Here is a 24,242-nt window from a genome sequence, read left to right on the forward strand (position 1 = left end):
TTGTGTCTCAGAACTCCATATGCAGGCCGAACATGACCGGATCCAGGATGCTTTCGACAAATTCGATGACAGAGCCATCGGCGCCGCGTGTCAGGCGTCGCAGGCGCAACATCGGTTCCCCGGCTTTGCGCCGCATCAGCCGCGCGTCCTCGTCCGACAGGGCAGGCAGGACGCCGGCCCATTCGTCACCACTGGCTACTATCAAGCCCTTGGACCGCAATAGCTCTGTCAGGGATCCCGCTTCCAGACCCTCATCCAGAACACCAGCGAAGCTGTCCTGCCAAGGCACCCGGCTACGTTCCAATGAGACACCCTCACCATCTTCTGCTCGGAGCCGAAGGCGGTCGACGACCAGAAACTCAGAACTGTCCAGTGTCGGCGCATCGGAAATGCTGATCGGGCCACGAGCCAGGGCCAAGACGCGTGTTTCCAGCCGGATATCACCTGAGGCCAGTGCGACGCTCCAGCCTGACCGGTCGTCGATGGTTTTGCCATCAAACGTTACGAAAGATCCGATGCCACTTTTGGTGGTGATCAGACCTTTGCTGCTCAAAATTTCAAGGCTTTTGCGAATGGTGTTGCGACTGACCGAAAACCTTTTGACCAACGCGCTTTCACTGTCCAACGGATCGCCTCGGCTAAGCATGCCTGACCGTATGTCCGCTTCGAGTGTATGCGCGATCCGGACCGGTTTTGAGGCGCCTATCAAATCCATTCCTGTATCATCGTGTTCAAACCTGTTCATACCTGTACCTTTATTGTGGCCGTTTTTGATAGTCAACGAAATTAGTCCGCAGTACTATTCCTGACGCGGGACGCCGTCGTCTGACTTTGGTGCGTGCTGCATGAGTTCAGCAGTTACGTAGCGAAACAACACTGTTGGCCAAATCCAGGTGGGCTCTGTTGTTGGCAACATTAACAAAAGATACCAAGTTATAGTTTTTAAACATTTTTAGAAGAAAGTTAATTTAACGCTCCGGAAAGCTGGCAAACCCAAGCTGCGTCGTGACCCGCCAGAAATTCAAGCTATGTCACCTGCTTCGTAGAGTTCGCGTATGCATGCCGGCTTTCACCTCGAGTCTGACGCACTATCCTGTGAGTCCGGCCGTCCATATTCTGTTCGATCGTACAGGATTGGTGGGGCTTGTTTTTACCGAAGGTAAATTAACCGCGTATAGTCAGCCTTGATTTGGACTAGAATAGACCCATCGGAGCTTTGTTTCTCAACAATCCGCACCAGCTCGTCGAGCATGTCTTTCCCGGGCTTTGCCTATCTGGTTCGTCGCCTTTTATGAGCATGACACTGGCGCTGATATTGTGCGTGACCGAGTGGGAGGTAACCTATTTTCCTGGCAGTGACCGCAACCCGTTTCTCGTGCGCACGGATGTACTTGAATGCCCATTCAAGGCCCGAGAAACCGTACCTCTAGTGAGGCTGAGAGGGGCACTCAATTAAATCAATTTCACGCGTCCGGCGGCCACGATGCTTCGGAGAGAAAAACGGGCTTTTAAAACCTGGGAGTCATTCTCATCTTGCTATTTGTTCGTTCCAAAACCAGTTTCGCCGGGTCGTAATGCCCTTATGCCCGAAGCCTCCAGCAACATTATGTAAGCCGGGTTTACTAACAGCTCTTGCGAGTTGGAAGTGCCAAAAACCGATGCTTATGTCGGCTGAGGCGCCATTTGTCTGGATCATTGTTTGACCTGGTAGGTCATGAACACTGAGGCGCTATTAAACTGAATTAATTCGTTGCATGCTAGACAGCGAACAGATGCAGAAGTTGCCTGTATTTACGTAACCAACATAATTTCAGGAAATCGCGCACGACGTCTGAGGCGAGTGGAATCCAAATCGAACACCCGGGAACATCTCTTTGACCGAAACCAAACATCAGATCGGTATCATCGCACTGACGTTGATAACTGCTGCATTGTTCATGACGCTGCGCAATATGCCAATGATGGCTCAGACCGGAATGAAGATGGTCGTCTTCAACGCCATCACAATCGTCGCCTATCTCATACCAGTGGCGCTGGTTTCAGCGGAACTGGCCACTGGTTGGCCTAAAAACGGTGTCTTCCATTGGGTTGAGGCCGCTTTTGGTACCAGAACGGGATTTGTCGCCGTATGGCTTCAATGGGCACAGAGCATTTTTGGGATCACTTCGATTGTGGCCTATGTTGCGGCATCGCTGGCCTATGCGTTCGATCCGTCTTTGGGGGCAAACAAGTACTTCATCGTCTCTGTTATTCTGATCGTCTATTGGTCGGCGACATTCGCCAATTTTCGAGGGTCAAAAAGCTCAGGCCTGATCAGCAGTATTGCTGTTTCCGTTGGAGTGTTGTTACCGACTGTTGTGCTGATTGGGTTGGGCGCAGTTTATGCAGGTGAAGGAAATCCGCTGGAAATCGACACCGCGCTGACGGCCGAGAATTGGGTGCCGTCCCTGTGGGAAACCGGAAATCTTGTCCTGTTTCTCAGCTTCATTTTTGGTTTTGTGGGTGTCGAGGTTTCAGCCAGCCATGCGCGCGAGGTCAAAAATGTTCACCGTACCTATCCACTGGCTGTTTTCAGTGCCGCGGCCATTGGGTTTGTGCTGACGCTGCTGGGGGGCTTGGCTGTTGCCGCAATCCTTCCCGCGGCCTCGATTGATCAGATTAACGGCGCAATGCAGGCGTTTTCGGCCTTCTTCGCGCATTTCGGATTGGTATGGTTGACACCTGTCGCAGCCGTTCTGGTCGCCTTTGGTGCCGCCGGTCAGGTCAGCACCTGGATCGTCGGACCTGTCAAAGGTATTCTGGCCGCGGGGCAGGCTGGCAACCTGCCGGTTTGGGCGCAGAAGGTCAACGAAAAGGGTGTGCCAACAAACCTGTTGATCCTGCAGGCCTTCTTGATATCGCTGATCGCGATGTCCTTCCTGTTGGTCGATGATGTGAACACGGCCTTTCTGATCCTGACGTCAATTGCCGTGCTGATCTATTCGCTGATGTACGTGCTTATGTATGCAGCCGCGATCCGGTTGCGCTACTCTCACCCAGAGGTAAAGCGTGCCTATCGCGTGCCCGGGGGCAATGCGGGAATGTGGCTTATCGCAGGCATTGGCTTGCTAGCTGCTGTTGCCTGTTTTGGGATCGGGTTTATCCCGCCTGCGGTCGGCGGACTGTCGATCTTGTCTTTCGAACTAATGATGGTGTTGGGTGTCGTGCTTGTCTCGGCGGTGCCATTCCTGATCTATGCGCTCCGCCAACCCAAATGGGATCAGAACCATGAGCTGCAAAACGCAAAAAAGGTAGAATCATGACTAAGAAACGTAACCCGTCCTCGGATACTGAATCGGTGCTGACGCCAGCCTATGGCGGGCGCTACATGCGTGAACCCATTCCGAAATTCAGCCTGCCGGAAAATGAGATGGATGCGGATTCAGCCTATCGTCTGATCCATGACGAACTAATGCTGGACGGCAATGCACGCCTGAATCTGGCGACCTTCGTCACCACATGGATGGAACCGCAGGCGGAACGACTGATGTCGGAAACCTTCGACAAGAATATGATCGACAAGGATGAATATCCGAACACTGCGATGATCGAAGAGCGCTGCATCAAGATTGTCGCAGATCTGTTCAATGCGCCGGGCGAGGCTACGGGATCATCCGCAATCGGGTCGAGTGAGGCCGTGATGCTGGCCGGGATGGCGATGAAATGGAACTGGCGTGCTCGCCAGAAAGCAAAGGGAAAACCCACCGACAAGCCAAACCTCATTCTGGGCACAAACGTTCAGGTCGTCTGGGAAAAGTTCTGCAGATATTGGGACGTGGAACCCCGGTATGTCCCGATGGCGGAAGATCGTTATGTGATCGACCCCGAAGACACAATTTCCAAGATCGATGAAAACACCATCGGAATCGTCGCAATTCTGGGGACCACCTTCACCGGTGAATATGAACCGATCAAAGAGGTACACGACGCCTTAGTAGCATCGAATAAAAAAACGGGGTTCGACGTTCCGCTGCATGTCGATGCCGCCAGCGGCGGTTTCGTTGCGCCTTTCCTGCAACCGGATCTGGAATGGGATTTCCGCTTGCCCCTTGTCAAGTCGATCAATGTGTCGGGCCACAAGTATGGGCTGGTCTATCCGGGCGTTGGTTGGGTTGTCTGGCGTGACAAATCTGATTTGCCGGAAGACCTTGTATTCCATGTCAACTATTTGGGTGGTGACATGCCCACCTTCACTCTGAACTTTTCTCGCCCAGGCAATCAAATCGTAGGTCAGTACTACAACTTCCTGCGGTTGGGTCGGAGCGGATATACTCAGGTCATGGGTAATCTGAGTGAGATTGCACAGACTCTATCCGCACGCATAGCAGATATGGAACCATTCGAGCTTCTGAGCGATGGCAGCGCGATTCCGGTCTTTGCGTTCAAGGTAAAGGCTTCGAAACAGTACTCGGTTTATCACGTGTCTGAGCTTTTGCGGGGTCACGGATGGCAAGTGCCTGCCTATTCAATGCCCGAAGGGGCCGAAGATATCCATGTTTTGCGCATCGTGATCAGGGAAGGCTTTAGTTATGATATGGCCGAGATGCTATTGAAAGACATAGGTGCGGTGGTTGCACGTCTTGAGGAAATCGCGACAAACATTGTTGACGTGAGGCACAGAGGTGTATTCTCACACGTCTGATCTGAGCCTTGGTATTGAGCAGGCCCGGCGCTGCGTAGTCTCCAGTAAGTGTAGATGCGGCGGGGCTGCGGGTTTTTTTGCGCAAAAATTGAGGTGCGTTCTCAGAATTTTCTGACCACTTTGAGCACGAGCAATCCGCTGTTTTGCGTAAGTGGCAGATAGCCTCGTTGGTCAAGGATCGAGAAATTTAGGCCGGAGATCAGATCTGCGGTTCGGCCGTAGAGTTTGGCGCAGATTTTCTGCGTCGTCTTAATCCCAAGTTCGACCAAACAGATACTCTCCTGCGTCGCTCATTTTGGGGTAACACCCAGCTCGCAGGTGGCAGTGAAACGCGACAAATTCACCGTTTCTTACCGGTCGCGAGGCATCCGCTTTCATTTGTACCGGTCAGGCTGCGCCCAGCACTCTAAACTCGTTACTGTGCTGGGCTGGCAACGGGTACTTCGTACCTCAAAGTGATCTTTTTGCCCGATGCACCAACTACGATAACCAAATCCCACCATCGTTCTTGCTCATCATCATTCCATGAAGTCGCAGGGCTTTCCTTGGGGATGTTGACCGAGATTCTGATCTGGCCGCTATCCATCTCTTCCGTTTGGCATGCTAGTTTATGGTCCATAACTTTCTCAAAAGTGACCCCGTCACTTTCTTCTCGGCGCACGACTTTCAGGTGTTCCAGCCACGCGTCAACTTGGTCAACTCGCTGAACTTTCGTCGTCTTCATTACTGCAAGGAACTCTGTGCCGACCCATGCCGAGCGGGTCTCGGACGTCACGGTAACGTACCGTTCAAAACTCCACGCTCTCCAAGCAAGATAGGTGTTGCGGGCAAAGTAGGCCGCGCCGGCAATTGGAATGATGTTGAGCAATACCCAATAGTTCCCTTCGGGTAGTCCTGACTGCAAGGTGACAAAGCCAAAGACGGCAAACAGCCCCAGGATAAATGCCACCGACAGACTTCCCCAGAACTCTGGTCTACTTCGAGACGTCATTTGGTCTGTCCGCCACCTCTTGTCTCTCATCCAAGGTTCCTCTGAAAAATTGTCTTTGAAAGCGCGGCGGAATCTGTCTTCGCGATGGTTCAGGAAGCACACCCACAGAATTCCGGCGAAAATTGAAAAAACAACAAACTGAATGGGAACACCCACCAAGAGAACTCTTGATATGTGATTGCAGCGACCATTATTGCCATCATGGTTACTACCACAATTGCGACGACGCCATTGGTCACATCACGCATTGTACGGTCTCCGAATATCCCAACTCGGGGATTATTACGATCGCATGTCTACTACTCTGGCTTTGGGACAAAGATGTGGCCGACGTTAAAAAAGGCAGTAGTCGCCTATAACGCAGTATCCGTCGGATTGAGTTCTTATCCAGAAGTGTCTGCACAGATACTTCGGGCCCATACCTGCCGTTTCAAAGCCATTTGATCGTTGCATTTGAATTTCACTGTTCACGATTGCCGAAGCGATGATGCCCAGATTGCCCGACTTTAGACGTTGCGGATTGCTGATATGGAAGCCGGTTCCGAGACAAATATGGAAATAGTCTTTCGACAAAGGCCTCCAACTTGCACAAGTTAAATGGCGAAAAAGGCTGGAAAATGTTATAGAACGGATATCTTTGTTCGACCTAACAATATTCCTTCTGTGCTCGCGAAACGCCATCTTAGCAAGGAGAGTTAAATGTCCATGACGGCCCGCCGTGCAAACGCTGCTGCGCACTCCATCCAGAAAGTTGAAGCTTTCTTTACAACCTACAATGCTGCGGTAAAGGAAACGCCTGCTGTTGCTGATTTCACTTTTGGTAATCCGCACGAAATGCCTCTGCCCAGTGTCGTCGATGCGCTGAAAATACACGCCGAGCCTCAGAGCGTGGACTGGTTCGCATACAAAACCAACGAAACGGACCAATGTGCGTTTCTGGCAGAAGCTTTGTCTAAGGAGTTGGGTCTTCCGTTCGAGGCGGAAGACATCGCACTAACCAAGGGCGCCTTTGGGGCCATTAAGATGTGTTTCACCATGCTGCTTGAGCCCGGAGATGAGTGTATCGTGCCGTTGCCGGGCTGGTTCTGCTATGGGCCAATGCTGGCGGCAGCAGATGCCAAAGAGGTACAGGTGCCTCTGGATCCGGACAGTTTTGATCTCGACCTAGAAGCTATTGCCAGCGCGATAACCCCGCGCACCAAGATCGTGGTTGTTAATACGCCGCACAACCCGACAGGTCGCATATACTCGCGTACTGATTTACAACAGCTCGCCGACCTGCTCGAGGCAAAGTCAGCCGAGGTTGGTCATCGAATTTGGATATTGTCTGACGAACCCTACCGCCGAATTCGGTTTGAGGGCATTGGCTTTACGACCCCGGCTGCCGTCTATCCGTACACACTGATCGACTATTCTTACGGGAAAATTCTCCTCGCACCCGGTCTGCGCCTTGGCTACCTTGCTATCTCTCCAACCCTGCCTGCAGCGGAACGAAAAGAGCTTCAGACTCTCCGATTTGCGGTGCAAATGGCGGATGGTTGGAATGTCCCGGATGCCCCATTGATCTACGCTTTGCCGGATCTTGAAAGCGTTTCAATAGACATTGCCGCGTTGGCTCGCCGACGTGAACGTATGCTTGGCGCGCTCGGCCAATGGGGTTACGGGATGACAAAGCCGGAAGGCACCTTTTATCTTTGGGGGCGGGCCCCGGGCGGTGACAGCGAGGCCTTTGCTGAGTTTCTACAAAAGCGTGGCGTCTACGTGATGCCTGGAACAGTTTTCGACCGACCAACGGACTTTCGAATTTGCCTTACGGCTACTGACGAAATGATAGAAAACGCAATGCCAGCATTTCAGGCGGCCGCAACAGAATTCCGGCCTTTTGATGCTGCGCGCGCTTGAAGGATGCCATAGGTCCACCGTCACTTGGATAACACTCGTTCGCCAAACGGGTGCTAGTCTCCTGAAGACTGCGAAACCACTCCGTGATTGCCAGGCATTCGCGTAGCTTGCAATGTTGCATGGCAACTCTTCAACCGGAAAAGGGCCGCCCATGTCTCGACTTTCAGAACGCAGAGATTTTGCCATCGGAGTCTGCGAGGAGGCTGGCGTAATTGCCCAAAATTACTTCGGAGATCGGGATAGTCTTATTGTCGATCAAAAAGGCGCTCAGGACTGGGTGAGCGAAGCGGACAAAAATGTTGAAACCTTCATTCGTCAAAGAATCGAAGAGGCGTGGCCTGAAGACGGAGTTTTTGGGGAAGAGCACGGCGCAGTAACGGGGGAAAGCGGCTTTGACTGGGTGATAGATCCAATCGATGGAACAACAAATTTCGTTAATGGCATACCTGCATGGACCATTGTTCTGGCTGGCGTGACCGAAGGGAAAACAACGATTGGCGTGATCCGAGACCCAAATGTGGATGAGACCTTTGTCGCAACGCGCGGGGAAGGAGCGATCCTAAACGGATCACGAATGCGCGTCGCGTCGGGCGTGGCGTTGCGGGACGGAACGGTTGCTGTGGGATATTCGAACCGGATTGAAACACGCCATGTCGTACCCGTTATCGCGGATCTGGTCGAACACGGGGCCATGTTCCACAGAAACGCCAGCGGAGCCCTGTCTTTGGCTTATGTGGCTGCCGGGCGTCTTCTGGGCTACGTAGAAGAACATATGAACGCCTGGGATTGTCTTGCTGGGCAACTGCTGGTCTCTGAAGCGGGTGGCGTTATCGAGGATCAAAATGCTGACGTTATGATCCGGGACGGCGGGCGTGTGATCGTGGGTACGCCAGATGTATTCGAGACGTTGCTTGAGATCGCTGAAAGTGCCTGGAGCGCTTAACGTCTAGGCCAACGATATCCAACCTGATTGCGGTTTTAGCGTCGATATATCTGCCCGCCAGAAATGGCCTTGTGAAGGCTGGTCGTACCTGCGGTCTATCGATCGACCCGAGAGTTTACACCACAGCAATGTACCAACCGCCCCGTGTGTTACGATCGCGATATCCCCGGCCTTATGCATCTGGATAATCTCGGTGACTGTCTGATGAACGCGCTTTTGCGCCTCGACAGCTGTTTCCCAACCTCGATAACTATCTTCAGGATGAGCGAAAAAAGCATCCGCTGCGGCCTCAAAATCGGCCTCAGGCAAATAACCAGTTGCGGTGCGGTCGTTTTCACCAAGACCCAAGTGGAAACTAACGGGCAGCTTTTGATCTTCGGCAAGAATTGCGCCCGTTTCCTGGGCCTTTCGCTCGCAACTGGTCCAAACTTGCGTGACATTCGACAAGAATTTACCAGAAGCAAATACAGTAGCGCGTCTGCGGCCCGTCGCATTTAGGCCCCAATCTGTGATCGGGATACCCGGATCAACTGAGACCTCGGGATGTGTGATGATAAATAGGTTTGGCATTTAATCTGGCAAAAGCACCGGACCCTTGTCCGTAAAACCCATCTTGATTTGAACGCCGGGTTCAAACGGTGCGTCTACGTTATCGTGGACGGCAAAAACCTGACCAAACTTACCTGTCAGCGTGTATTCCATCCGGACTCCAACATACGTCGCTTTGGCTACCGTAGCTGGTATGCCCTGATCTGAACCGATGACCAGACGTGAGGGGCGCACTGCGATAGTAGCCGGCCCTTTGGACAAACCTCGGTGTGGGAGCATGTGGCGATAACCTTCGATTTCGATCGTTGCCATGTCACCATCGATATTGACGACTTGGCAACTCAGAAGGTTTGCCTCGCCAATGAAATCGGCAACAAACCGGTCATTCGGGGCGTCGTAAAGCTGCCGCGGTGTACCCGTCTGGGCGATAGCGGCGTTGCGCATAACGACGATTTCATCCGAGACCGCCAGCGCCTCCTCTTGATCATGTGTGACGTAAACAACCGTCAAGCCAAGGTCTTGCTGGATTGCCCGAATGTCTTCGCGCACCTGACGACGAAGCTTAGCATCGAGGTTGGACAACGGCTCGTCGAACAGCAAGACTTGTGGCTCAAGAACCAGCGCGCGTGCAACGGCAACACGCTGTTGCTGGCCTCCGGACAGCTCAGAGGGAAGGCGGCTGTCGAATCCTTGAAGCCCAACCAACTCTAACCCGTACAACGCACGACTGCGCGCTTCATCCTTCGCAAAGCCCGAGAATGTGAGCCCATACATCACGTTTTCCAACACGCTCATATGAGGGAACAATGCGTATGATTGAAACACCATGGAAACATCGCGGTCGGTGGCGGGCAGTTTGGTCACGTCTCGGTCACCAATCAGGATTTTGCCTGAGCTTGCCATCTCCAACCCGGCAATCATGCGCAGCGTCGTTGTTTTTCCGCAGCCTGACGGACCAAGCAACGTGACGAGTTTTCCTGCGTCTACTTGAAGATTGATGCTGTCGACGGCGACTACATCCTTGCCGAACACTTTCGAAACGTTCTCAAAGCATACCGGCGCGGCCTTGGAACCGATTTTGGTGTCGGTCATGGCGATCTCTCCGTTCCGTGCTGCGTACGTCGACCGATTTGGACCCGGCCGACGAGAAGTTGCAATAAGCCGACTGCCGCGAGCATCACGAAAATCAGCGTTGTCGAATAGGCGATAGCAAGGCCATAATCGTTATTCTCGACCCGACCGATAATATAGCTGGTTGCCATGTCATACTCAGCGCTAACCAGAAAGATGACCGCCGAGATCGCCGTCATGGCACGGACAAAGCTGTAGACAAGCGCGGCAAGTATCGCGGGGCGCAGCAGCGGTAAGATGACGTTTCGAAAAGTCTGCCAAGAGTTGGCACCAAGAGTCAGCGAGGATTCATCCAGGCTGCGGTCAAGTTGCGACATACTCGCGATGCCCGCGCGAACGCCGACCGGCATATTGCGGAAGATGAAGCTGACAACCAGGATAACGCCAGTCCCAGTTATTTCGATTGGCGGAACGTTGAAGGCAAGGATGTAGCTGACGCCGATCACTGTTCCGGGAATTGCGAACGACAGCATGGTGCCGAACTCAAATGCGTTCTTGCCTGCAAAGTTCTGTCGGGTCAGCAGGTAGGCAGTCACCAACCCAACAGCGGCGGTCAAAGGTGCGGCAATGGCCGCGATGGTGATGGTGGTCCAGAAACTGTCCCAAGCCGCCCCGGTCCAGCGAATGCCCTCTTCTTCGAAGCGAACGGAGAAAGCCGTGACATAGTGTTTGAGTGTAAGCGAGTTGTTGACGCCCCATAGCTCAACCACGCTGCCATAGACGATCATCGCATAGACGATGATTGTGAATAGACCCCAACCAAGGGCCACGACCAGCACGGGGACCGACAGGCCGCCAGGCATCAGTGGGTGCACGCCTGCATCGCCTTTGCCGGTGACAGTGGTGTAGCTTTTCTTACCCAGCCAGACGCGCTGTGCGTAAAAGGATGAAAGTGTAAAGAACAGCAGAACCATGGCTAGAACTGCCGCCCGACCTTGATCGTATTGAGCGCCGACGATAGCAAAGAATATTTCGGTCGAAAGCACGTCGAAATTGCCGCCCAATACAAGCGGGTTGCCAAAATCGGCCATGCTTTCAATGAAGCCCAGAAGAAACGCATTAGCCAGACCAGGGCGCATCAAGGGTAAGGATACGGTCTTGAAGGTCTGCCATCTGCTGGCCCGGAGGGTCTGGGCAGCTTCCTCCATCGAAGGAGAGACGCCTTCAACCACGCCGATCAGTACGAGGAACGCAATTGGTGTGAACGCGAGTGTCTGCGCAATCAGGATGCCCGGCATTCCGTAAAGCCACCGTGTCGGTTGCGTGCCGAATAGTTCAGCAACGAACCGGGTGACAGACCCGGACAGGCCAAAAAGCAGGATTAGCGCCAGGCCGATCACGAACGGCGGGGTGATTATTGGCAGAACGGTAAGAGCTCGCAGCGCACGCTTGTAACGAAAGCCTGAACGCGTCACGACCAGTGCAAAGCAAAGACCTAGGACGGTGGTGATGACGCCAACTAGGATGGCAAGGAACAGTGAATTCCAGGCCGCGCCACAACGCGCACCCTGAAAACACCCCAGACCCCACAGTCGATCATCGAAAAACTTCGAGAAGAATACCGCAATGGAATACGCACCATCTTCGGTGATAAAGGCGGCGAAAAGCATTTTGGCAATTGGGAAAAAGACAAATGCGGTAACGATTGTAATCACGCCGCCGATGGCGCTCACAACAAAGACGTCACCGTTAATGGCACCTCTTGCTGCGATCCCCTGAGTGAGCAGGAACAGAAAGCTCGAGGCACATATCATTGCGCCGTAGCCCATGCCGAACTGACGATCGCCAAGGTCGCCAAACAACGCTTCCAGCCAATCGAAATTGAATCCTCTTATGCCAATACTGAACCCCTGAGCGATCAACCAGCCGAAGCCGAGCGTGCCGGACAGGATCAGAATGCGGGCGTAAAGTGGATCAGATTTGGTGCGTTTCAACACCAAAAGCGGCAGCGCCAGAGCGATCAGGAGCGGCGCCAGCCAGAGTTTTTCACCCTGCCCAATCAGAAACGCAGCGGGGGCATAATCCTCATTGAAAGGGTAGCCGTCCAAAAGCCACTCGAACGACCACAGGCCGCCGTCGACCATGTACCAGGGCAACAGGCAGAATCCGACCCACCCGGCGATGATCCAGAAGATCAGGACCGGATGGGTCGTTTTTGAATTCTGGTCAGTCATTTATTGCGGCAGAGTCGAAACCTCTTCGTCCCATTTCTGCAATAGACGCTTCCGTTCGTCTGAGGAGCCATACTTTTTAAAGTCGTAGTCAATCAGCTTGATCTGGCTCATGTCAGGCGCACTGTCCGAAGTTTCCGCGTCCTTGTTTGATGGCACCTGAAAGGCGTTGACTTGAAGTGCAAGGTTCTGAGCTTCGGGCGACAGGGCCCAATCGTAGAACTTTTTCGCCTCTTCCTCGTTGCGAGCTCCGTCTATGATTGACATTGAGCCAATTTCATACCCGGTGCCTTCGCATGGTGCGATAACTTTGATCGGGAACCCCGAAACGGCCTGTTTCACAGCATCATGCATGAAGACAATACCAATGGTATTCTCGCCACGACCGGCGGCCTTGATGGGTGCTGAACCAGACTTGGTGTACTGATTGATGTTCGAATGCAGGCCTTTCATGAACTCAAAGCCTTCATCCTCGCCGAAGATCTGCACCATTGAGGCCAGCGTCGTATAAGCCGTGCCTGACGAGTTCGGGTTCGCCATTTGAACATGGCCCTTGTACTCGGGCTTCAGCAAGTCTTTCCAGCAGGCGGGTTCGGGCAGGTTGTTTGCGGCGACAAGGTCGGCATTGTAGCCATACCCAAGCGCACCCGAGTAAATACCGATCGTCTTGTTGCCGGCGCTTTCCGCCTGAGATATCGCCCAATCGTGAAGCTGGTCGCGCATTGGTGACATGTATTCCATCGTCAGGCCTTCTTCGGCGGCCTGCAAATGAGGGTCACCCGTGCCACCCCACCAAACGTCACCCTTCGGGTTCGAACTTTCGGCTCGGATTTGTGCAAAGGTTTCGCCTGAGGATTTCCGGGTCATATTGACGTCGATGCCAGTCGCATCTTCAAAGCTTCGCGCCATGAGCTGGCACCAATCTTCCTGCGCCGAACAATAGAGTGTCAGCTTGTCGGCCTGTGCCGCCGACATTGACGCGGTCAGTGCAATCACCGATCCAACCGCAGTGTAAGTCAATTTTCTCATTGTTTCCTCCCTTTGAGCTTTCTACGTCCGAGTTTCCCGGTTCTTTTGTGCCCTTCCTCATGTAGCCTTTCGAAGCTTCTTCATGACAGTTTGAACTTTCTGATCATCTGTCAAACTTTTCAGTAATCGCGACAGGTCTTTTTCTGTTTCGCTTTGCTGGCAAAAGCCAATGACGCGTCGTGCCCAAGTACATTGAACGCTGCAATCTGATCTGCCGTTTTGCGGCCGCTCATGCTTTCCCCCAATGCCACACGATCAAATACATGAGGATACTGTCTTATTGGCCAGTTGGCGGATTAAGACGTTTTCCCAATTCCCATTCTGAAATTGATCAGCCTGTGCATTCTTACTCTGCGCTTTGAAACACTTGGAATCTCTGGAATTCTCACAACCTTCCGTGGGTTATGCAACAAAAATTATTGCAAAATGCCCGAAAGCCCACAAAGGTAGAGCTCGAAACCTAGTCGGGTCGTCGGATGTCCAAAACCAAAACACGCGGCAAAATGACTGATAAGGGCAAGGGTCGGGTCAAGAAATCCGACCGGCGCCAGCAGATATTGCTGGAATTGAAGCTGCGCCCGCACGTTCGCATCAACGAGTTGGCCCAACGGTTCAATGTCTCCACTGAGACGGTGCGCAGGGACTTCGAGGCCCTGTCGAATGACGGCCTTATCGCGCGTGCCCACGGGGGTGCATCAGCTCCGACCCAAGGGCATTATCCAGGTTTGGATGAACGAACAAACGCGCAAGTTGATGAATGCGAGCGAATAGGTGTTAGCGCGGCGGAACTGATTCAGGGCGGTGAAACGGTTATGATCGATTCCGGCTCAACCACTATCGAGATGGCACGTGCACTAGCCTATATCGGCACCCCATGCACGGTGATTACAAATTCAATTCCCGTGGCGATGACTCTGGGCCAAGGGCCCGTTCAAATCCTTTTATGCCCAGGTGAATACTTGGCAGCTGAATCCGCCACGATCGGAACCGAGACGCTTGAGTTTCTATCTCGGTTTAATGTCGACAGGTGCTTGATCGGTTCATCGGGTTTCTCGACGGAAGGGCCCTCAGAAACAGTGCGGGGCTTTGCTGCAGTAAAAAGGATGATGCTGACGCGTGCCAAAAAACGGCATCTTCTTATTGATTCCGGGAAATTCGGCCGCAAAGGTCTGTCTCAAGTGGGAGACCTTTGTAGTTTGGATTCCATTGTCACTGATAAAAAACCAACAGGAGAATTGCGTAACGCTATTGAGGGCGCCGAGGTCGATGTTCTCGTCGCAGGGTAGGCATAATTTGACTGATTAACAGCGGGTCGAAAAAAAGGACCGCGCATGACTGGGAGGAAAACATGAAGATTGATATCAAACTATTGGTTGGTGCATCTGCAATTGCGCTAATGTCGCTAAGTGGAACGGCGTCGGCGCAGGATTGTCCGCGCGGTGACTTGGACGAGCGTTTTTGTGACGCCGACGGAGATTTGATCGCGGATATCCCAACAGAACCCTCCGAGCAAATAGATCCTGATACCTTGATCTTTGCTTATACGCCGGTGGAAGATCCCGCCGTTTACAAAACTGCTTGGTCCGATTTTCTAGAACATTTGAAGGCTGAAACCGGCAAGGACGTCGTCTTTTTTCCGGTTCAGAACAACGCCGCCCAGATTGAAGCGATGCGTTCGGGGCGTCTGCACATTGCGGGCTTCAACACAGGCTCCAATCCACTGGCGGTAAACTGTGCGGGGTTCCGGCCATTTACAATTATGGCTTCGAAGGATGGTAACTTCGGATATGAGATGGAAATCATTACTTATCCGGGCTCGGGCATCGAAAAGGTTGAGGACATTAAGGGCAAGCAGTTGGCGTTTACGTCGCCGACATCCAACTCGGGCTTTAAAGCACCCTCGGCAATCCTGAAAAGCGACTTTGATCTTCTGCCGGAACGTGATTTCGAACCTGTCTACTCGGGTAAGCACGATAATTCGATCCTGGGTGTTGCCAACAAGGATTACCTGGCGGCTTCAATTGCGAACTCGGTAAAATCGCGAATGATTTCGCGTGATGTGATCAACGAAGATGACGTCATCACGATCTACAAATCGCAAACTTTCCCAACAACTGGATTTGGTACTGTTTACAATCTGACACCCGAGTTGCAGGAGAAAATCCGCAATGCCTTCTTCAGCTTCAACTGGGAGGGCACGACACTTGAGGCTGAGTTTTCAAAGTCGAACGAAGGCCAATTTCTTGAAATGACCTACCAGGAATTCTGGGACGTCATTCGCAAGATTGATGCAGCAAATGGCGTTTCCTACGCGTGTCAGTGATACTCCAATAATCAGGCGGGCCTCAACGGGCCCGCTGTCCACCCTAATCTGGGGCAATTCATGCTGCGTCTTCAAAAGCTGACGAAAACATACAAGACTGGGGATCAGGCTTTGAAAGCTATTGATCTTGAGGTGCCTAAGGGACAGGTTCTTGCGTTGATTGGGCCCTCGGGCGCGGGCAAATCGACCATGATCCGTTGCATAAACCGTTTGGTTGAACCCACAAGCGGCGGCGTCCTTCTGGATGACGTGGACCTGACCAAGCTCGGCTCGGGTGCGCTGCGGAAAGCGCGTCGTGAAATGGGTATGATCTTTCAGGAATATGCCCTGGTCGAACGCCTGACGGTAATGGAAAACGTGTTGTCCGGCAGGTTGGGTTACGTCGGGTTCTGGCGCAGCTTTCTGCGGCGGTATCCCCAGCCAGATGTAGATGAGGCCTTCCGATTGCTTGATCGGGTTGGCCTGTTACACATGGCGGATAAACGGGCAGATGAACTGTCGGGTGGTCAACGCCAAAGGGTTGGTATTTGCCGCGCCTTGATTCAAAACCCGAAGCTGTTGCTCGTAGATGAACCAACTGCGTCGCTCGACCCTAAAACCAGCCGTCAGATCATGCGGCTAATCACCGAGCTGTGTCAGGAGCGCGGATTGGCGGCGATCATCAATATCCATGACGTGGCACTCGCCCAAATGTTTGTTCCTCGCGTCGTCGGTCTCCGCTTTGGCGAGATTGTATATGATGGCCTTCCAACAGGCCTCACCCCCGAGAAGCTGACCGAAATTTATGGGGAGGAAGACTGGGAAGCGACAATCGAAAAAGTGGACGAAGATGAAGATGTCGAGGCTGCAGAATGAGCCATCGAGAATTGGACGACATGTTGGGAAAGGGCTGGCGTAAGCCTGCCTTTGTCAAAAACCCACTGCTCCGGTGGGCATTGTTTCTTGGGTTTTTCGCCTATCTGATCGCAGCTTTCATGACCATCGAAGTTGATTGGGGCCGGGTTTATGAAGGGTTGGACAGGGGGTGGGCGTTTGTGCTGGCATTTACCAGCCCGGACTTCGTTTCGCGGTGGTCAGACATTTGGAGCGGTCTGCTCGAGAGTATCATTATGACCGTGGCTGCGTCGGTCGTGGGTATCGTGATTTCGATCCCAATTGGTCTGGGGGCCGCACGCAATATTGCCCCCTTGCCAATCTACATGATTTGCCGGGGCATTGTCGCGATAAGTAGGGCGTTGCAAGAGATCATCGTGGCGATTTTGCTAGTGGCTATCTTCGGCTTTGGTCCGCTGGCAGGGTTTCTAACACTCTCTTTCGCGACCATTGGGTTTCTCTCAAAACTCTTGGCCGAAGATATAGAGGCGATGGACAAGGTCCAGGCCGAGGCGATCAAGGCTTCCGGCGCACGTTGGCCGCAATGGATCAATTATGGAGTTCAGCCTCAGGTGATGCCGCGACTTGTAGGGCTTTCTATGTACCGGATCGACATAAATTTCCGAGAAAGCGCAATTCTTGGTCTCGTGGGCGCTGGCGGTATTGGTGCGACACTGAACACTGCGTTTGATCGCTATGAATACGACACGGCTGCGGCCATTCTGATACTTATCATCGGGATCGTCATGGCTCTTGAATACCTTTCGGGAGTTATCCGGGCGAGGGTTCAGTAATGCCGGTACTTGAACGCGACGATACGCAAATCTGGCGCCGGCGTACGACCGGTCAGAGTTTGGTTCGATGGTTCGGTTGGTTATTGGGCGTAGCGATCTTCGTTTACTGCTGGCAGCTCATCTCGGAGTCGACGACGTGGTTTTTCGTTTGGGACGCACCGCGCATTGCCAACGATATCTGGACCCGTGCAACGCCTCCGAAATGGGACTACATCACTCAACTGGGCCGCCCGATTTGGGACACCTTGAACATAGCGACGCTGGGTACAATCATTGCCTTGTTCCTGGCTGTGCCGGTTGCCTTTCTGGCAGCCCGCAACACCACACCCTCAGCCCTATTCATACGGCCCGTAGCGCTGCTAGTCATTGTCTCGACCCGCTCAATCAACTCGCTGATCTGGGCGCTACTCTTGATTGCAATTATTGGACCTGGCGTCTTTGCCGGTGTTGTAGCAATCGCCATCCGTTCAATAGGGTTTTGCGCAAAGCTTCTTTATGAAGCCATAGAAGAAATTGATCACACGCAGGTCGAGGCGATCACGGCAACCGGTGCGTCGCGCTGGCAGGTCATGGCTTACGGGATCGTTCCGCAAATCCTACCAGCTTTCGCAGGCATTGCTGTCTTCCGTTGGGATATCAACATCCGCGAATCCACTGTCTTGGGGCTGGTTGGTGCCGGGGGAATAGGGTTGCAACTTTCAGCTTCGCTAAACGTTCTGGCTTGGCCGCAAGTCAGCTTGATACTGATCGTAATTTTAGTCGCGGTTATGATCAGTGAATGGGTCTCGGCGAAAGTGCGAGGGGCGATCATTTGACCGATTTCTCAGCGCAAGAGGCGTTTAATGCCTACGAGGCAGTACGCCACCGCCTTCCGGAAACCATACCTACAGAAGTAAGCTATCGCCAGGTTGAGACACTGGAAGATATAGCTCCTGAGTTCGACGTGTTCCTTCTCGACGCCTTCGGAGTTCTGAATATCGGTGAAACGGCAATCCCGGACACGCCAGAGCGGGTCAGGTCATTGAAGGCCGCAGGCAAGCGTGTTCTCGTTGTATCGAATGCTGCGGGATATCCTCACGCCACCCTCTTGGAAAAGTACACTAGGCTTGGATACGACTTCGCGCCGCAGGACGTAATCACGAGTCGGGCCACGCTACTATCAGAGCTAAGCGATCAAAGTGGGTTGCATTGGGGGTTAATGGCGACACCCAGCGCGGGTCTTCGCGATTTGGAGGCGTTGCAACTCACCTATCTGGAGGATGACCCAAAGCCCTACGAAACCGTCGACGGGTTTTTGATGATTGGGTCAGCGGCTTGGACAGAAACGAGACAGGCAATGTTGGAGGCTGCCTTGCTAGAGCGTCCCCGCCCGGTATTGGTGGGTAATCCTGACATTGTTGCCCCTCGCGAGTACGGATTCTCCAAAGAACCTGGTCTCTTCGCGCATCGGTTGGCAGACCGGACAGGTATCACCCCTCAGTTCTTTGGCAAGCCGTTCGGCAACATTTATGATCTTGCCTTCCAACGCCTTGAGCACATCGACAAATCCCGAATTTTGATGGTCGGCGACAGCCTGCACACCGACATTCTGGGCGCACATAATGCCGGTGTGGTTTCAGCTCTCATCTCAGGATTTGGGTTTTTCGCAGGCCATGATGTTGAAGCCGCGATCGAGAAGGCAGGGATCGTACCGAACTTTGTCGTTTCCCGCCCCTGAGTTCAGAGCGTTCCTTTCGATTGATATTCTGTTTAACTGGAATGCTAAGTATGTCAGCGCCACTAAAACTCTGAAAGTAGGCATGTCGCGCAACACACGAATGGCAGCTCTGGAGAACCCGTTCGAAGCCCGTTGCGAAAGCCGCACCAAACTGAATTACGCGGCGAGGCAAATCTTGTTCCTGTCCAGATCCCTGACATAGGCAGAGAAACGTGGCCCACGTTGCTTCGGTTCGCCTTCGCACGTTCCGCCAAGCGCAATAGCCAAGGAGTGTAGTCTTTCCACCTCTTCGTTTGATCCGACGCTAAAACCCACCATCGTTCCATTACCAAACGTTGCGGGGTTCTCGTCAAATGGGATCGCGGCAGCGAAGGCAAAATCTGGTCCTAGCCAGTATGTCATTCTGTCCGTCGGCGAGACGCGCTCCAAGCCTGATTGCGCGAAGAGCTTGTCGTAGAAGCGCGTTGCAGTGGCCATGTTGTTTGTCCCGACGACAAAGTAGTTCATTTGCATGGTGCATGTCCTTTGAGTTTAGGATTAGTAATGGGCGCGTCACTGATCAGTCAGTTTGAAGAATTCGATCAACTGGCCATTGGGGTCCGTTATCTTGAGCAAATGGATACCCGGCTCTTCGATGATTTCAGGTGTGGCAATGCCGGTGGCGGTGGCGCGGTCGCGTAACTCTTCGAGGTCGGAAGCCTGCAGGAAGGGGACCGCGCCGAAGCCTGGCTCAGATCCTGGCGCGTACTTCTTCCGCGAAACAACCGCGAACCAGCCGCCAGCTACGTCGAACGCCACGAAATCCGGAAGCCCGACTACTGGGACACTGTCGAACAGCTTACGGTAGAAGGCCACGGACCCCTCCATGTCGTCGGTCGCAACATAGGCCCCCATGGCTACGATTGGTGCGAGGACTCTTGGCTCCGCCGTTTCGGCGAAGAGTGTTGTGGGCAGGAACGCGGCAAGCGCTAGGGCAGTGAAACGTCTCATGATTTGGTATCCTGTCTGGTGTTCTTCCTGCTTCTACCTCGCCTATGCTGACAGCGTGTTGTCAGCATGGTGTCAGTATGATTTGTGTCATTGAAAGGAGATGACATGCGGCGCGGCGACAGGCTATTTGAAATCATCGAAATTCTGAGACGTGCCAAAGGGCCGATCTCTGCCCAGTCAATTGGTGAAGAATTGGGCGTGACAAAACGAACGGTTTACCGCGATGTTGCTGCGCTGATCGGGCAGGGCGTGCCTATCAACGGCGAGGCCGGGGTCGGCTATGTGTTGGAACCCGGCTTTCATATGCCACCGCTGATGTTGACCCCCGATGAGATCGAAGCCGTAACGCTCGGAGCTTTGTGGGTCCAAACCCGAGGTGAGCCCGAACTTGCATTGGCGGCTGAGAAGCTGATCACCAAGCTGGAAGCCGTCACACCGGACAAATACCGGACGTCCTTTCTTCAACCGGCCGTAACAGTCGCGCCCGTCGTTCAGCCAGATGAAGTGCTCGGTGCAGCCGCTATACGTCTGGCCATTCGGCACCGTAAGAAGATTTCTCTAACCTATTCAGACCACTCAGACCGGAAGACCAGTCGGGTGATCTGGCCCATACTTCTGGGATACCGGGACGCCAGCCGCATCATCGCCGGCTGGTGCGAGTTGCGCGGCGGATTTCGCTACTTTCGAACCGAACGGATCATTGAGGCCAACGTGCTTGAGGAATGTATTCCCCGGCGAATGGACCTTCTACGCGCAGAGTGGCGCAGCTCGACGGACGCAGAAAGGAAGCGGTATGAAGAGGCAACATAAGACGGGATTTTGCAAAGTTATTCAAAGGCTGCTTTGGGAAAGCTAAAATGAAACAGCGCGTTATTTGAGCCACGCCCGGAATGCGCCGACAGTTGATTTTCGCATAACAGAGCAGGGGCCCATGCCGCGTCAGTTCCGAAGTCTGCACCAAGCTCATTCCATGTGATGCAGCATTTTGAACCAATGACCGCTTTGTTTGTTAATGTTTTCGAAGAAAATACGAAAACAAACGCCCGTCAGTCACCGCGAAACCAAATGCGATAATGGCGAAACCAATCCATGCTTCCAACCCCATTTGCTCGCCAAGAAACATTACTCCAAGCCCGATTGCGAACGGCGGGATAAGCAATGTGACCAACAGCAAATTGGCAGCACCGGCGCGTACGAGAATGGCAAAGTAGAGGAAGTACGCGAGTGCTGTCGACAAGACGGCCATGCCAATAAGAGCGCCCCACACGCCTGCGGAAAGAGACAGATTTGGGGGACCATCGAACACAAAAACGATTGGTATCATCAAAACCGTGCTGCCGATCAACATGCCAAGTGCATTCATGAGTGGAGGCTGTCCACCTAACGCCGTTTTGCCCCAAACGCCCGCAAACGCGTAAGACAGCGTTGCCCCAAGAATCGCGAGCTGGGCCAGGTTACTAGGGTTAAATTCCGTCAATGCCCTCGGCCCCATGATGAAAGCTACGCCTGCTATTCCCAGCGCAGCACCGATGATTTTCTTTGCCGTCAACGGTTCATCTGGAAGCAAAAGACCCGCGACAACGGCAGCGAACATGGCGGTTGTTCCATTCAGAATGGAAGCAAGCCCGCTATCAATCTGCGTTTGGCCCCAGAAGATCAGGGAAAATGGTATGGCGTTATTGAGTGCGCCCATTACCAAGTAGGCACCCCAAACCCGAAGGGACTTGGGAACCGCAATGCCTTTTATCCGCACAAGCAACGCCAAGATAGGCACAGCCCAAAGGACGCGATGCAGCGTAATAGTGAGTGGAGGTACCTCACGCAGGGCAATCTCACCGAAGAAAAAGGAACCTCCCCAAACAGCTGCAAGCAGCAACAGCATCATGGTCGACTTTAAATCGAATGTCAGATCGGGAGCTTTGGTCATGTTCGGCAGGTCCAGTTTCAAATTGCCTTACTCTGATAACTTATTCGATCAAATGGAAACGACCCGTTTCATGCGGATAGGAGCGATAAATACAAAAGCGGTCAGTATTTTCTAATGTCTAAAAATATACCTTGAAGCGGCACAATTCTGGCTTCTTCGTTATCTCTTATTGCCAACTGCGCGGTCTGGATGCATGCCAACTGTGAGAATTTTGATTTGGAGATGAAATTTGGATCTTGGGCTTGAAAGCTAACAGCTCGAACAAGGCGAACAAACTGTCGAAACCAGAAATCTGGATTTGGATGAGAAGTTGATGCGCTATATCGAATGAGTGCCATAGCGCCATCTGATCCAATTTATGTTTAGAATAGAAGGTCTTCCACGAGCTGTGAAATCAATTGGCTTTTGCCGGACACTCCCGCCTTTCTGTAAATCGCAGTACACTGGGCCTTGACGGTTCCAATGCGGGTTTGCCTCAGATTGGCAATCTCAGCCATAGACATGCCTTTCAGAACAAGCCAGGCGATCTCTGTTTCCGCGCCAGTCAGGCCAAGCTTCTCAAAATACGCTTCTACGACGGTTGTGAACTCGCCGGACGTGATGCGGCGGGCAGTTTCGGCGCGGTGCGTTGCTTTTCGCGCCACGAGCGCAAGCCGGACACCCAGAAAAGCACCAAGTATCAGCCCAATACTGGCACCTGCTTCGACAAGCTCTCGCACATTCCAACGTAGCGGAACCGAAGGGATGCCTAGAATAGATGCCAAGATTTCCCACACGAAATACGCACCACATAGGCACTGGATAAGGACAAGGGTCCAAACAACCCAGGCACGATTCATCATGCGCGACACCCTGCGCAGGGCAATTCTGTTTCAGCAGGTTGTCTCATGTCGGATCACCCACCGTTTTTGCCTTTGCCACGATGTCCGCCCGCATCTTTGGGGCCGTCGGATTTGCTTTTTCCTTTGGGGCCGCCATGTGCGTTTGGTTCACCAAGTGGGGCGTGTTCGTCTGGTTCACTTGGTTGCGACGCGGGTCGCTTGTCGCCATTTGGGTCCTTCACGAACCTTTGGTCCCGCAAAATCTCTCCCGAAGTGCGGTTCAACACGACTTCGCGCAACTCATCATGATCGCTTGCAGTGATGACTATACGACCCAGCCAGGACCGTTTTACCTCGTCAACCGAATAACCTTCGGCCTCAATCCGCGCGATGACATCATCAGCAACGGATTCCTGCGCCTGGGCAGGCGAGTGCAAAAACATGATTGCCGCGGTGCCTGCGAGGATGAGTGATCTGCGCATCATGGAGTTCCCGTACCTTTGCATTTTGGCTAAGGGGTTACCGCGCATCGTGTCAACCGATGCGCAGTTGCTTTGATGTCACCCGCGGGGACCGCCGCGGCCTTCTCGACCTTCTCCGCCGCGACCCCTTTGGCCGGTTTCAGAAGTTTCGCTGTCGGGCTCCGCGTTTCCGCTGTCATTGTCAGGGCCCTTACGGCCTGTAGGCACCCCTTGTTCGGCCAGTTGATCGCCAATGTTCCGTCGGTCTTCGGGGCTCAGGGTCGAGGGGTCGATATCCCCCAGTGCTACGGTCTCGCCGGTTGTCGGGTCTACGACTTCAACCTCAGACATGTCGATCGCGTTGCGCACTTGACCTCGGGGTCGAACGCCCCTTTCTTCCAACTGATCCCGGATCTCGACGCGTTCTTCTTCGGTCAGCGAGGCGAAATCCAGTTCTGACAGCTCAGTACTTTCGCCCGTGCTTGGGTCAACAACCGAGATGCTCTTGGCATCGAGCGGTTGAAACGACACTGCGGTGATCAGGGTGGCTAGGATCAAAGGGCTGTGAGGGAACGAGAGAGTACGCATTTTCATTTCCTATTTGTAAGGTTTTGCGCGGCTTGGATTGATGCCGTGAAGCCTGGATGCAGTCAAAAACTCGATCGGAATACTGGACGCGAGCCTGATTATTGGTGGAATAAGCCAAAGTCATAGACACGCGTAGCACGGCCAAAATGCTTAAGATCGACGCCTTCAGATTGCGTTGTTCACGATGAGGTTTTTGTGTGCCAAACGTCCATATGACTTTGGCTTAGAACGACCTTTCGCAGCTTGGGTTCAATGGTTTTCAGGTCGCCAAACATGTCAATCAGTCCCCTTCGGCCGTCACTACTGGACTGGCCCGCAACCGAGAGGTGGACACAATATGCGACCAAGAAT

24 protein-coding genes are annotated in these 24,242 nt (G+C 53.2%); 11 read left to right on the top strand and 13 right to left on the bottom strand.

The window, feature by feature from the left end; genetic code table 11:
• Positions 1 to 7: 7 nt before the first annotated feature.
• Positions 8 to 745, bottom strand: a complete 738-nt coding sequence (locus ACR0AK_RS16135) for a GntR family transcriptional regulator (protein ID WP_480794073.1) — start codon at positions 743 to 745, stop codon at positions 8 to 10.
• 1,129 nt (positions 746 to 1,874) lie between these two features.
• Between ACR0AK_RS16135 and ACR0AK_RS16140 the strand changes: the two genes are divergently transcribed.
• Together ACR0AK_RS16140 and gad are read left to right on the top strand one after the other, a co-directional pair.
• Positions 1,875 to 3,302, top strand: coding sequence for an amino acid permease (locus ACR0AK_RS16140; protein WP_480794074.1), 1,428 nt, complete (start codon positions 1,875 to 1,877; stop codon positions 3,300 to 3,302).
• Complete coding sequence (gene gad, locus ACR0AK_RS16145) at positions 3,299 to 4,681, top strand: glutamate decarboxylase (RefSeq protein ID WP_480794075.1); 1,383 nt, start codon at positions 3,299 to 3,301, stop codon at positions 4,679 to 4,681. Before ACR0AK_RS16140 ends, gad begins: the two co-directional genes overlap by 4 nt.
• Before the next feature lie 415 nt (positions 4,682 to 5,096).
• Here the strand turns inward: gad and ACR0AK_RS16150 are convergent, their stop codons facing one another.
• Positions 5,097 to 5,630: a hypothetical protein gene (locus ACR0AK_RS16150; protein WP_480794076.1), complete on the bottom strand. Its 534-nt coding sequence runs from the start codon at positions 5,628 to 5,630 to the stop codon at positions 5,097 to 5,099.
• 741 nt (positions 5,631 to 6,371) lie between these two features.
• Between ACR0AK_RS16150 and ACR0AK_RS16155 the strand changes: the two genes are divergently transcribed.
• Both ACR0AK_RS16155 and ACR0AK_RS16160 read left to right on the top strand, forming a co-directional pair.
• Positions 6,372 to 7,574: an aminotransferase class I/II-fold pyridoxal phosphate-dependent enzyme gene (locus ACR0AK_RS16155; protein ID WP_480794077.1), complete on the top strand. Its 1,203-nt coding sequence runs from the start codon at positions 6,372 to 6,374 to the stop codon at positions 7,572 to 7,574.
• 151 nt (positions 7,575 to 7,725) lie between these two features.
• A complete protein-coding gene (locus ACR0AK_RS16160; RefSeq protein ID WP_480794078.1) occupies positions 7,726 to 8,517 on the top strand; it encodes an inositol monophosphatase family protein in 792 nt (263 codons plus the stop codon).
• A 3-nt stretch (positions 8,518 to 8,520) separates the two neighbouring features.
• Here the strand turns inward: ACR0AK_RS16160 and ACR0AK_RS16165 are convergent, their stop codons facing one another.
• The 4 genes from ACR0AK_RS16165 to ACR0AK_RS16180 are packed head-to-tail and all read right to left on the bottom strand — an operon-like array spanning position 8,521 to position 13,397.
• Positions 8,521 to 9,087 carry a histidine phosphatase family protein gene (locus ACR0AK_RS16165; protein WP_480794079.1) on the bottom strand — a complete coding sequence of 189 codons (567 nt, stop codon included), beginning with the start codon at positions 9,085 to 9,087 and terminating at the stop codon, positions 8,521 to 8,523.
• A complete protein-coding gene (locus ACR0AK_RS16170; RefSeq protein ID WP_480794080.1) occupies positions 9,088 to 10,158 on the bottom strand; it encodes an ABC transporter ATP-binding protein in 1,071 nt (356 codons plus the stop codon).
• Positions 10,155 to 12,371, bottom strand: coding sequence for an ABC transporter permease (locus ACR0AK_RS16175; RefSeq protein ID WP_480794081.1), 2,217 nt, complete (start codon positions 12,369 to 12,371; stop codon positions 10,155 to 10,157). The genes ACR0AK_RS16170 and ACR0AK_RS16175 overlap by 4 nt, the downstream gene beginning before the upstream one ends.
• The gene (locus ACR0AK_RS16180) at positions 12,372 to 13,397 is read right to left on the bottom strand and encodes an ABC transporter substrate-binding protein (RefSeq protein WP_480794082.1); all 1,026 of its coding nucleotides are present in this window, start codon (positions 13,395 to 13,397) and stop codon (positions 12,372 to 12,374) included.
• Positions 13,398 to 13,873: 476 nt separating this feature from the next.
• Here ACR0AK_RS16180 and ACR0AK_RS16185 point away from each other — a divergent pair, with 476 nt between their 5' ends.
• The 6 genes from ACR0AK_RS16185 (at position 13,874) to ACR0AK_RS16210 (ending at position 19,104) form a co-directional block, all read left to right on the top strand.
• Positions 13,874 to 14,683: a DeoR/GlpR family DNA-binding transcription regulator gene (locus ACR0AK_RS16185; RefSeq protein WP_480794083.1), complete on the top strand. Its 810-nt coding sequence runs from the start codon at positions 13,874 to 13,876 to the stop codon at positions 14,681 to 14,683.
• A gap of 62 nt (positions 14,684 to 14,745) precedes the next feature.
• Positions 14,746 to 15,720, top strand: coding sequence for a phosphate/phosphite/phosphonate ABC transporter substrate-binding protein (phnD, locus tag ACR0AK_RS16190; protein WP_480794084.1), 975 nt, complete (start codon positions 14,746 to 14,748; stop codon positions 15,718 to 15,720).
• 60 nt (positions 15,721 to 15,780) lie between these two features.
• Positions 15,781 to 16,575: a phosphonate ABC transporter ATP-binding protein gene (gene phnC / locus ACR0AK_RS16195; RefSeq protein WP_170560047.1), complete on the top strand. Its 795-nt coding sequence runs from the start codon at positions 15,781 to 15,783 to the stop codon at positions 16,573 to 16,575.
• Positions 16,572 to 17,387 (top strand): phosphonate ABC transporter, permease protein PhnE, encoded by an 816-nt coding sequence (phnE, locus tag ACR0AK_RS16200; RefSeq protein WP_480794085.1) that lies wholly within the window; start codon positions 16,572 to 16,574, stop codon positions 17,385 to 17,387. The genes phnC and phnE (ACR0AK_RS16200) overlap by 4 nt, the downstream gene beginning before the upstream one ends.
• Positions 17,387 to 18,202, top strand: a complete 816-nt coding sequence (gene phnE / locus ACR0AK_RS16205; RefSeq protein WP_170560051.1) for a phosphonate ABC transporter, permease protein PhnE — start codon at positions 17,387 to 17,389, stop codon at positions 18,200 to 18,202. The genes phnE (ACR0AK_RS16200) and phnE (ACR0AK_RS16205) overlap by 1 nt, the downstream gene beginning before the upstream one ends.
• Complete coding sequence (locus ACR0AK_RS16210) at positions 18,166 to 19,104, top strand: HAD-IIA family hydrolase (RefSeq protein WP_170560053.1); 939 nt, start codon at positions 18,166 to 18,168, stop codon at positions 19,102 to 19,104. The genes phnE (ACR0AK_RS16205) and ACR0AK_RS16210 overlap by 37 nt, the downstream gene beginning before the upstream one ends.
• Positions 19,105 to 19,260: 156 nt before the next feature.
• Here ACR0AK_RS16210 and ACR0AK_RS16215 read toward each other — a convergent pair whose 3' ends face one another.
• Both ACR0AK_RS16215 and ACR0AK_RS16220 read right to left on the bottom strand, forming a co-directional pair.
• Positions 19,261 to 19,611, bottom strand: a complete 351-nt coding sequence (locus ACR0AK_RS16215; RefSeq protein WP_480794086.1) for a VOC family protein — start codon at positions 19,609 to 19,611, stop codon at positions 19,261 to 19,263.
• A gap of 45 nt (positions 19,612 to 19,656) precedes the next feature.
• Positions 19,657 to 20,094, bottom strand: coding sequence for a VOC family protein (locus ACR0AK_RS16220; RefSeq protein ID WP_480794087.1), 438 nt, complete (start codon positions 20,092 to 20,094; stop codon positions 19,657 to 19,659).
• A 105-nt stretch (positions 20,095 to 20,199) separates the two neighbouring features.
• Here ACR0AK_RS16220 and ACR0AK_RS16225 point away from each other — a divergent pair, with 105 nt between their 5' ends.
• Positions 20,200 to 20,904, top strand: a complete 705-nt coding sequence (locus ACR0AK_RS16225) for a helix-turn-helix transcriptional regulator (RefSeq protein ID WP_480794088.1) — start codon at positions 20,200 to 20,202, stop codon at positions 20,902 to 20,904.
• A 199-nt stretch (positions 20,905 to 21,103) separates the two neighbouring features.
• On the opposite strand, the gene ACR0AK_RS16230 is transcribed toward ACR0AK_RS16225, so the two are convergent.
• The 5 genes from ACR0AK_RS16230 to ACR0AK_RS16250 all read right to left on the bottom strand — a co-directional run bounded on the left by ACR0AK_RS16230 (position 21,104) and on the right by ACR0AK_RS16250 (position 23,891).
• Positions 21,104 to 22,042: a DMT family transporter gene (locus tag ACR0AK_RS16230; protein ID WP_480794089.1), complete on the bottom strand. Its 939-nt coding sequence runs from the start codon at positions 22,040 to 22,042 to the stop codon at positions 21,104 to 21,106.
• Between the two features lie 80 nt (positions 22,043 to 22,122).
• A complete protein-coding gene (locus ACR0AK_RS16235; RefSeq protein ID WP_480794090.1) occupies positions 22,123 to 22,359 on the bottom strand; it encodes a hypothetical protein in 237 nt (78 codons plus the stop codon).
• 24 nt (positions 22,360 to 22,383) lie between these two features.
• Positions 22,384 to 22,863 (bottom strand): helix-turn-helix transcriptional regulator, encoded by a 480-nt coding sequence (locus ACR0AK_RS16240; protein ID WP_480794091.1) that lies wholly within the window; start codon positions 22,861 to 22,863, stop codon positions 22,384 to 22,386.
• Between the two features lie 53 nt (positions 22,864 to 22,916).
• Positions 22,917 to 23,324, bottom strand: coding sequence for a hypothetical protein (locus ACR0AK_RS16245; RefSeq protein ID WP_480794092.1), 408 nt, complete (start codon positions 23,322 to 23,324; stop codon positions 22,917 to 22,919).
• 78 nt (positions 23,325 to 23,402) lie between these two features.
• Positions 23,403 to 23,891 (bottom strand): hypothetical protein, encoded by a 489-nt coding sequence (locus ACR0AK_RS16250; RefSeq protein WP_480794093.1) that lies wholly within the window; start codon positions 23,889 to 23,891, stop codon positions 23,403 to 23,405.
• Positions 23,892 to 24,242: the final 351 nt, after the last annotated feature.

It is taken from the genome of Ruegeria sp. BI12 (genome assembly GCF_056537985.1).

Excerpts from the sequence above, each read along its gene's own strand:
- ACR0AK_RS16135 (WP_480794073.1), bottom strand. The coding sequence starts at position 745 with ATGAACAGGTTTGAACACGATGATACAGGAATGGATTTGATAGGCGCC.
- gad (WP_480794075.1), top strand. The coding sequence starts at position 3,299 with ATGACTAAGAAACGTAACCCGTCCTCGGATACTGAATCGGTGCTGACG.
- ACR0AK_RS16155 (WP_480794077.1), top strand. The coding sequence starts at position 6,372 with ATGTCCATGACGGCCCGCCGTGCAAACGCTGCTGCGCACTCCATCCAG.
- ACR0AK_RS16160 (WP_480794078.1), top strand. The coding sequence starts at position 7,726 with ATGTCTCGACTTTCAGAACGCAGAGATTTTGCCATCGGAGTCTGCGAG.
- ACR0AK_RS16165 (WP_480794079.1), bottom strand. The coding sequence starts at position 9,087 with ATGCCAAACCTATTTATCATCACACATCCCGAGGTCTCAGTTGATCCG.
- ACR0AK_RS16170 (WP_480794080.1), bottom strand. The coding sequence starts at position 10,158 with ATGACCGACACCAAAATCGGTTCCAAGGCCGCGCCGGTATGCTTTGAG.
- ACR0AK_RS16175 (WP_480794081.1), bottom strand. The coding sequence starts at position 12,371 with ATGACTGACCAGAATTCAAAAACGACCCATCCGGTCCTGATCTTCTGG.
- ACR0AK_RS16180 (WP_480794082.1), bottom strand. The coding sequence starts at position 13,397 with ATGAGAAAATTGACTTACACTGCGGTTGGATCGGTGATTGCACTGACC.
- ACR0AK_RS16185 (WP_480794083.1), top strand. The coding sequence starts at position 13,874 with ATGTCCAAAACCAAAACACGCGGCAAAATGACTGATAAGGGCAAGGGT.
- phnD (WP_480794084.1), top strand. The coding sequence starts at position 14,746 with ATGAAGATTGATATCAAACTATTGGTTGGTGCATCTGCAATTGCGCTA.
- phnC (WP_170560047.1), top strand. The coding sequence starts at position 15,781 with ATGCTGCGTCTTCAAAAGCTGACGAAAACATACAAGACTGGGGATCAG.
- phnE (WP_480794085.1), top strand. The coding sequence starts at position 16,572 with ATGAGCCATCGAGAATTGGACGACATGTTGGGAAAGGGCTGGCGTAAG.
- phnE (WP_170560051.1), top strand. The coding sequence starts at position 17,387 with ATGCCGGTACTTGAACGCGACGATACGCAAATCTGGCGCCGGCGTACG.
- ACR0AK_RS16210 (WP_170560053.1), top strand. The coding sequence starts at position 18,166 with ATGGGTCTCGGCGAAAGTGCGAGGGGCGATCATTTGACCGATTTCTCA.
- ACR0AK_RS16215 (WP_480794086.1), bottom strand. The coding sequence starts at position 19,611 with ATGAACTACTTTGTCGTCGGGACAAACAACATGGCCACTGCAACGCGC.
- ACR0AK_RS16220 (WP_480794087.1), bottom strand. The coding sequence starts at position 20,094 with ATGAGACGTTTCACTGCCCTAGCGCTTGCCGCGTTCCTGCCCACAACA.
- ACR0AK_RS16225 (WP_480794088.1), top strand. The coding sequence starts at position 20,200 with ATGCGGCGCGGCGACAGGCTATTTGAAATCATCGAAATTCTGAGACGT.
- ACR0AK_RS16235 (WP_480794090.1), bottom strand. The coding sequence starts at position 22,359 with ATGGCACTCATTCGATATAGCGCATCAACTTCTCATCCAAATCCAGAT.
- ACR0AK_RS16240 (WP_480794091.1), bottom strand. The coding sequence starts at position 22,863 with ATGATGAATCGTGCCTGGGTTGTTTGGACCCTTGTCCTTATCCAGTGC.
- ACR0AK_RS16245 (WP_480794092.1), bottom strand. The coding sequence starts at position 23,324 with ATGCGCAGATCACTCATCCTCGCAGGCACCGCGGCAATCATGTTTTTG.
- ACR0AK_RS16250 (WP_480794093.1), bottom strand. The coding sequence starts at position 23,891 with ATGCGTACTCTCTCGTTCCCTCACAGCCCTTTGATCCTAGCCACCCTG.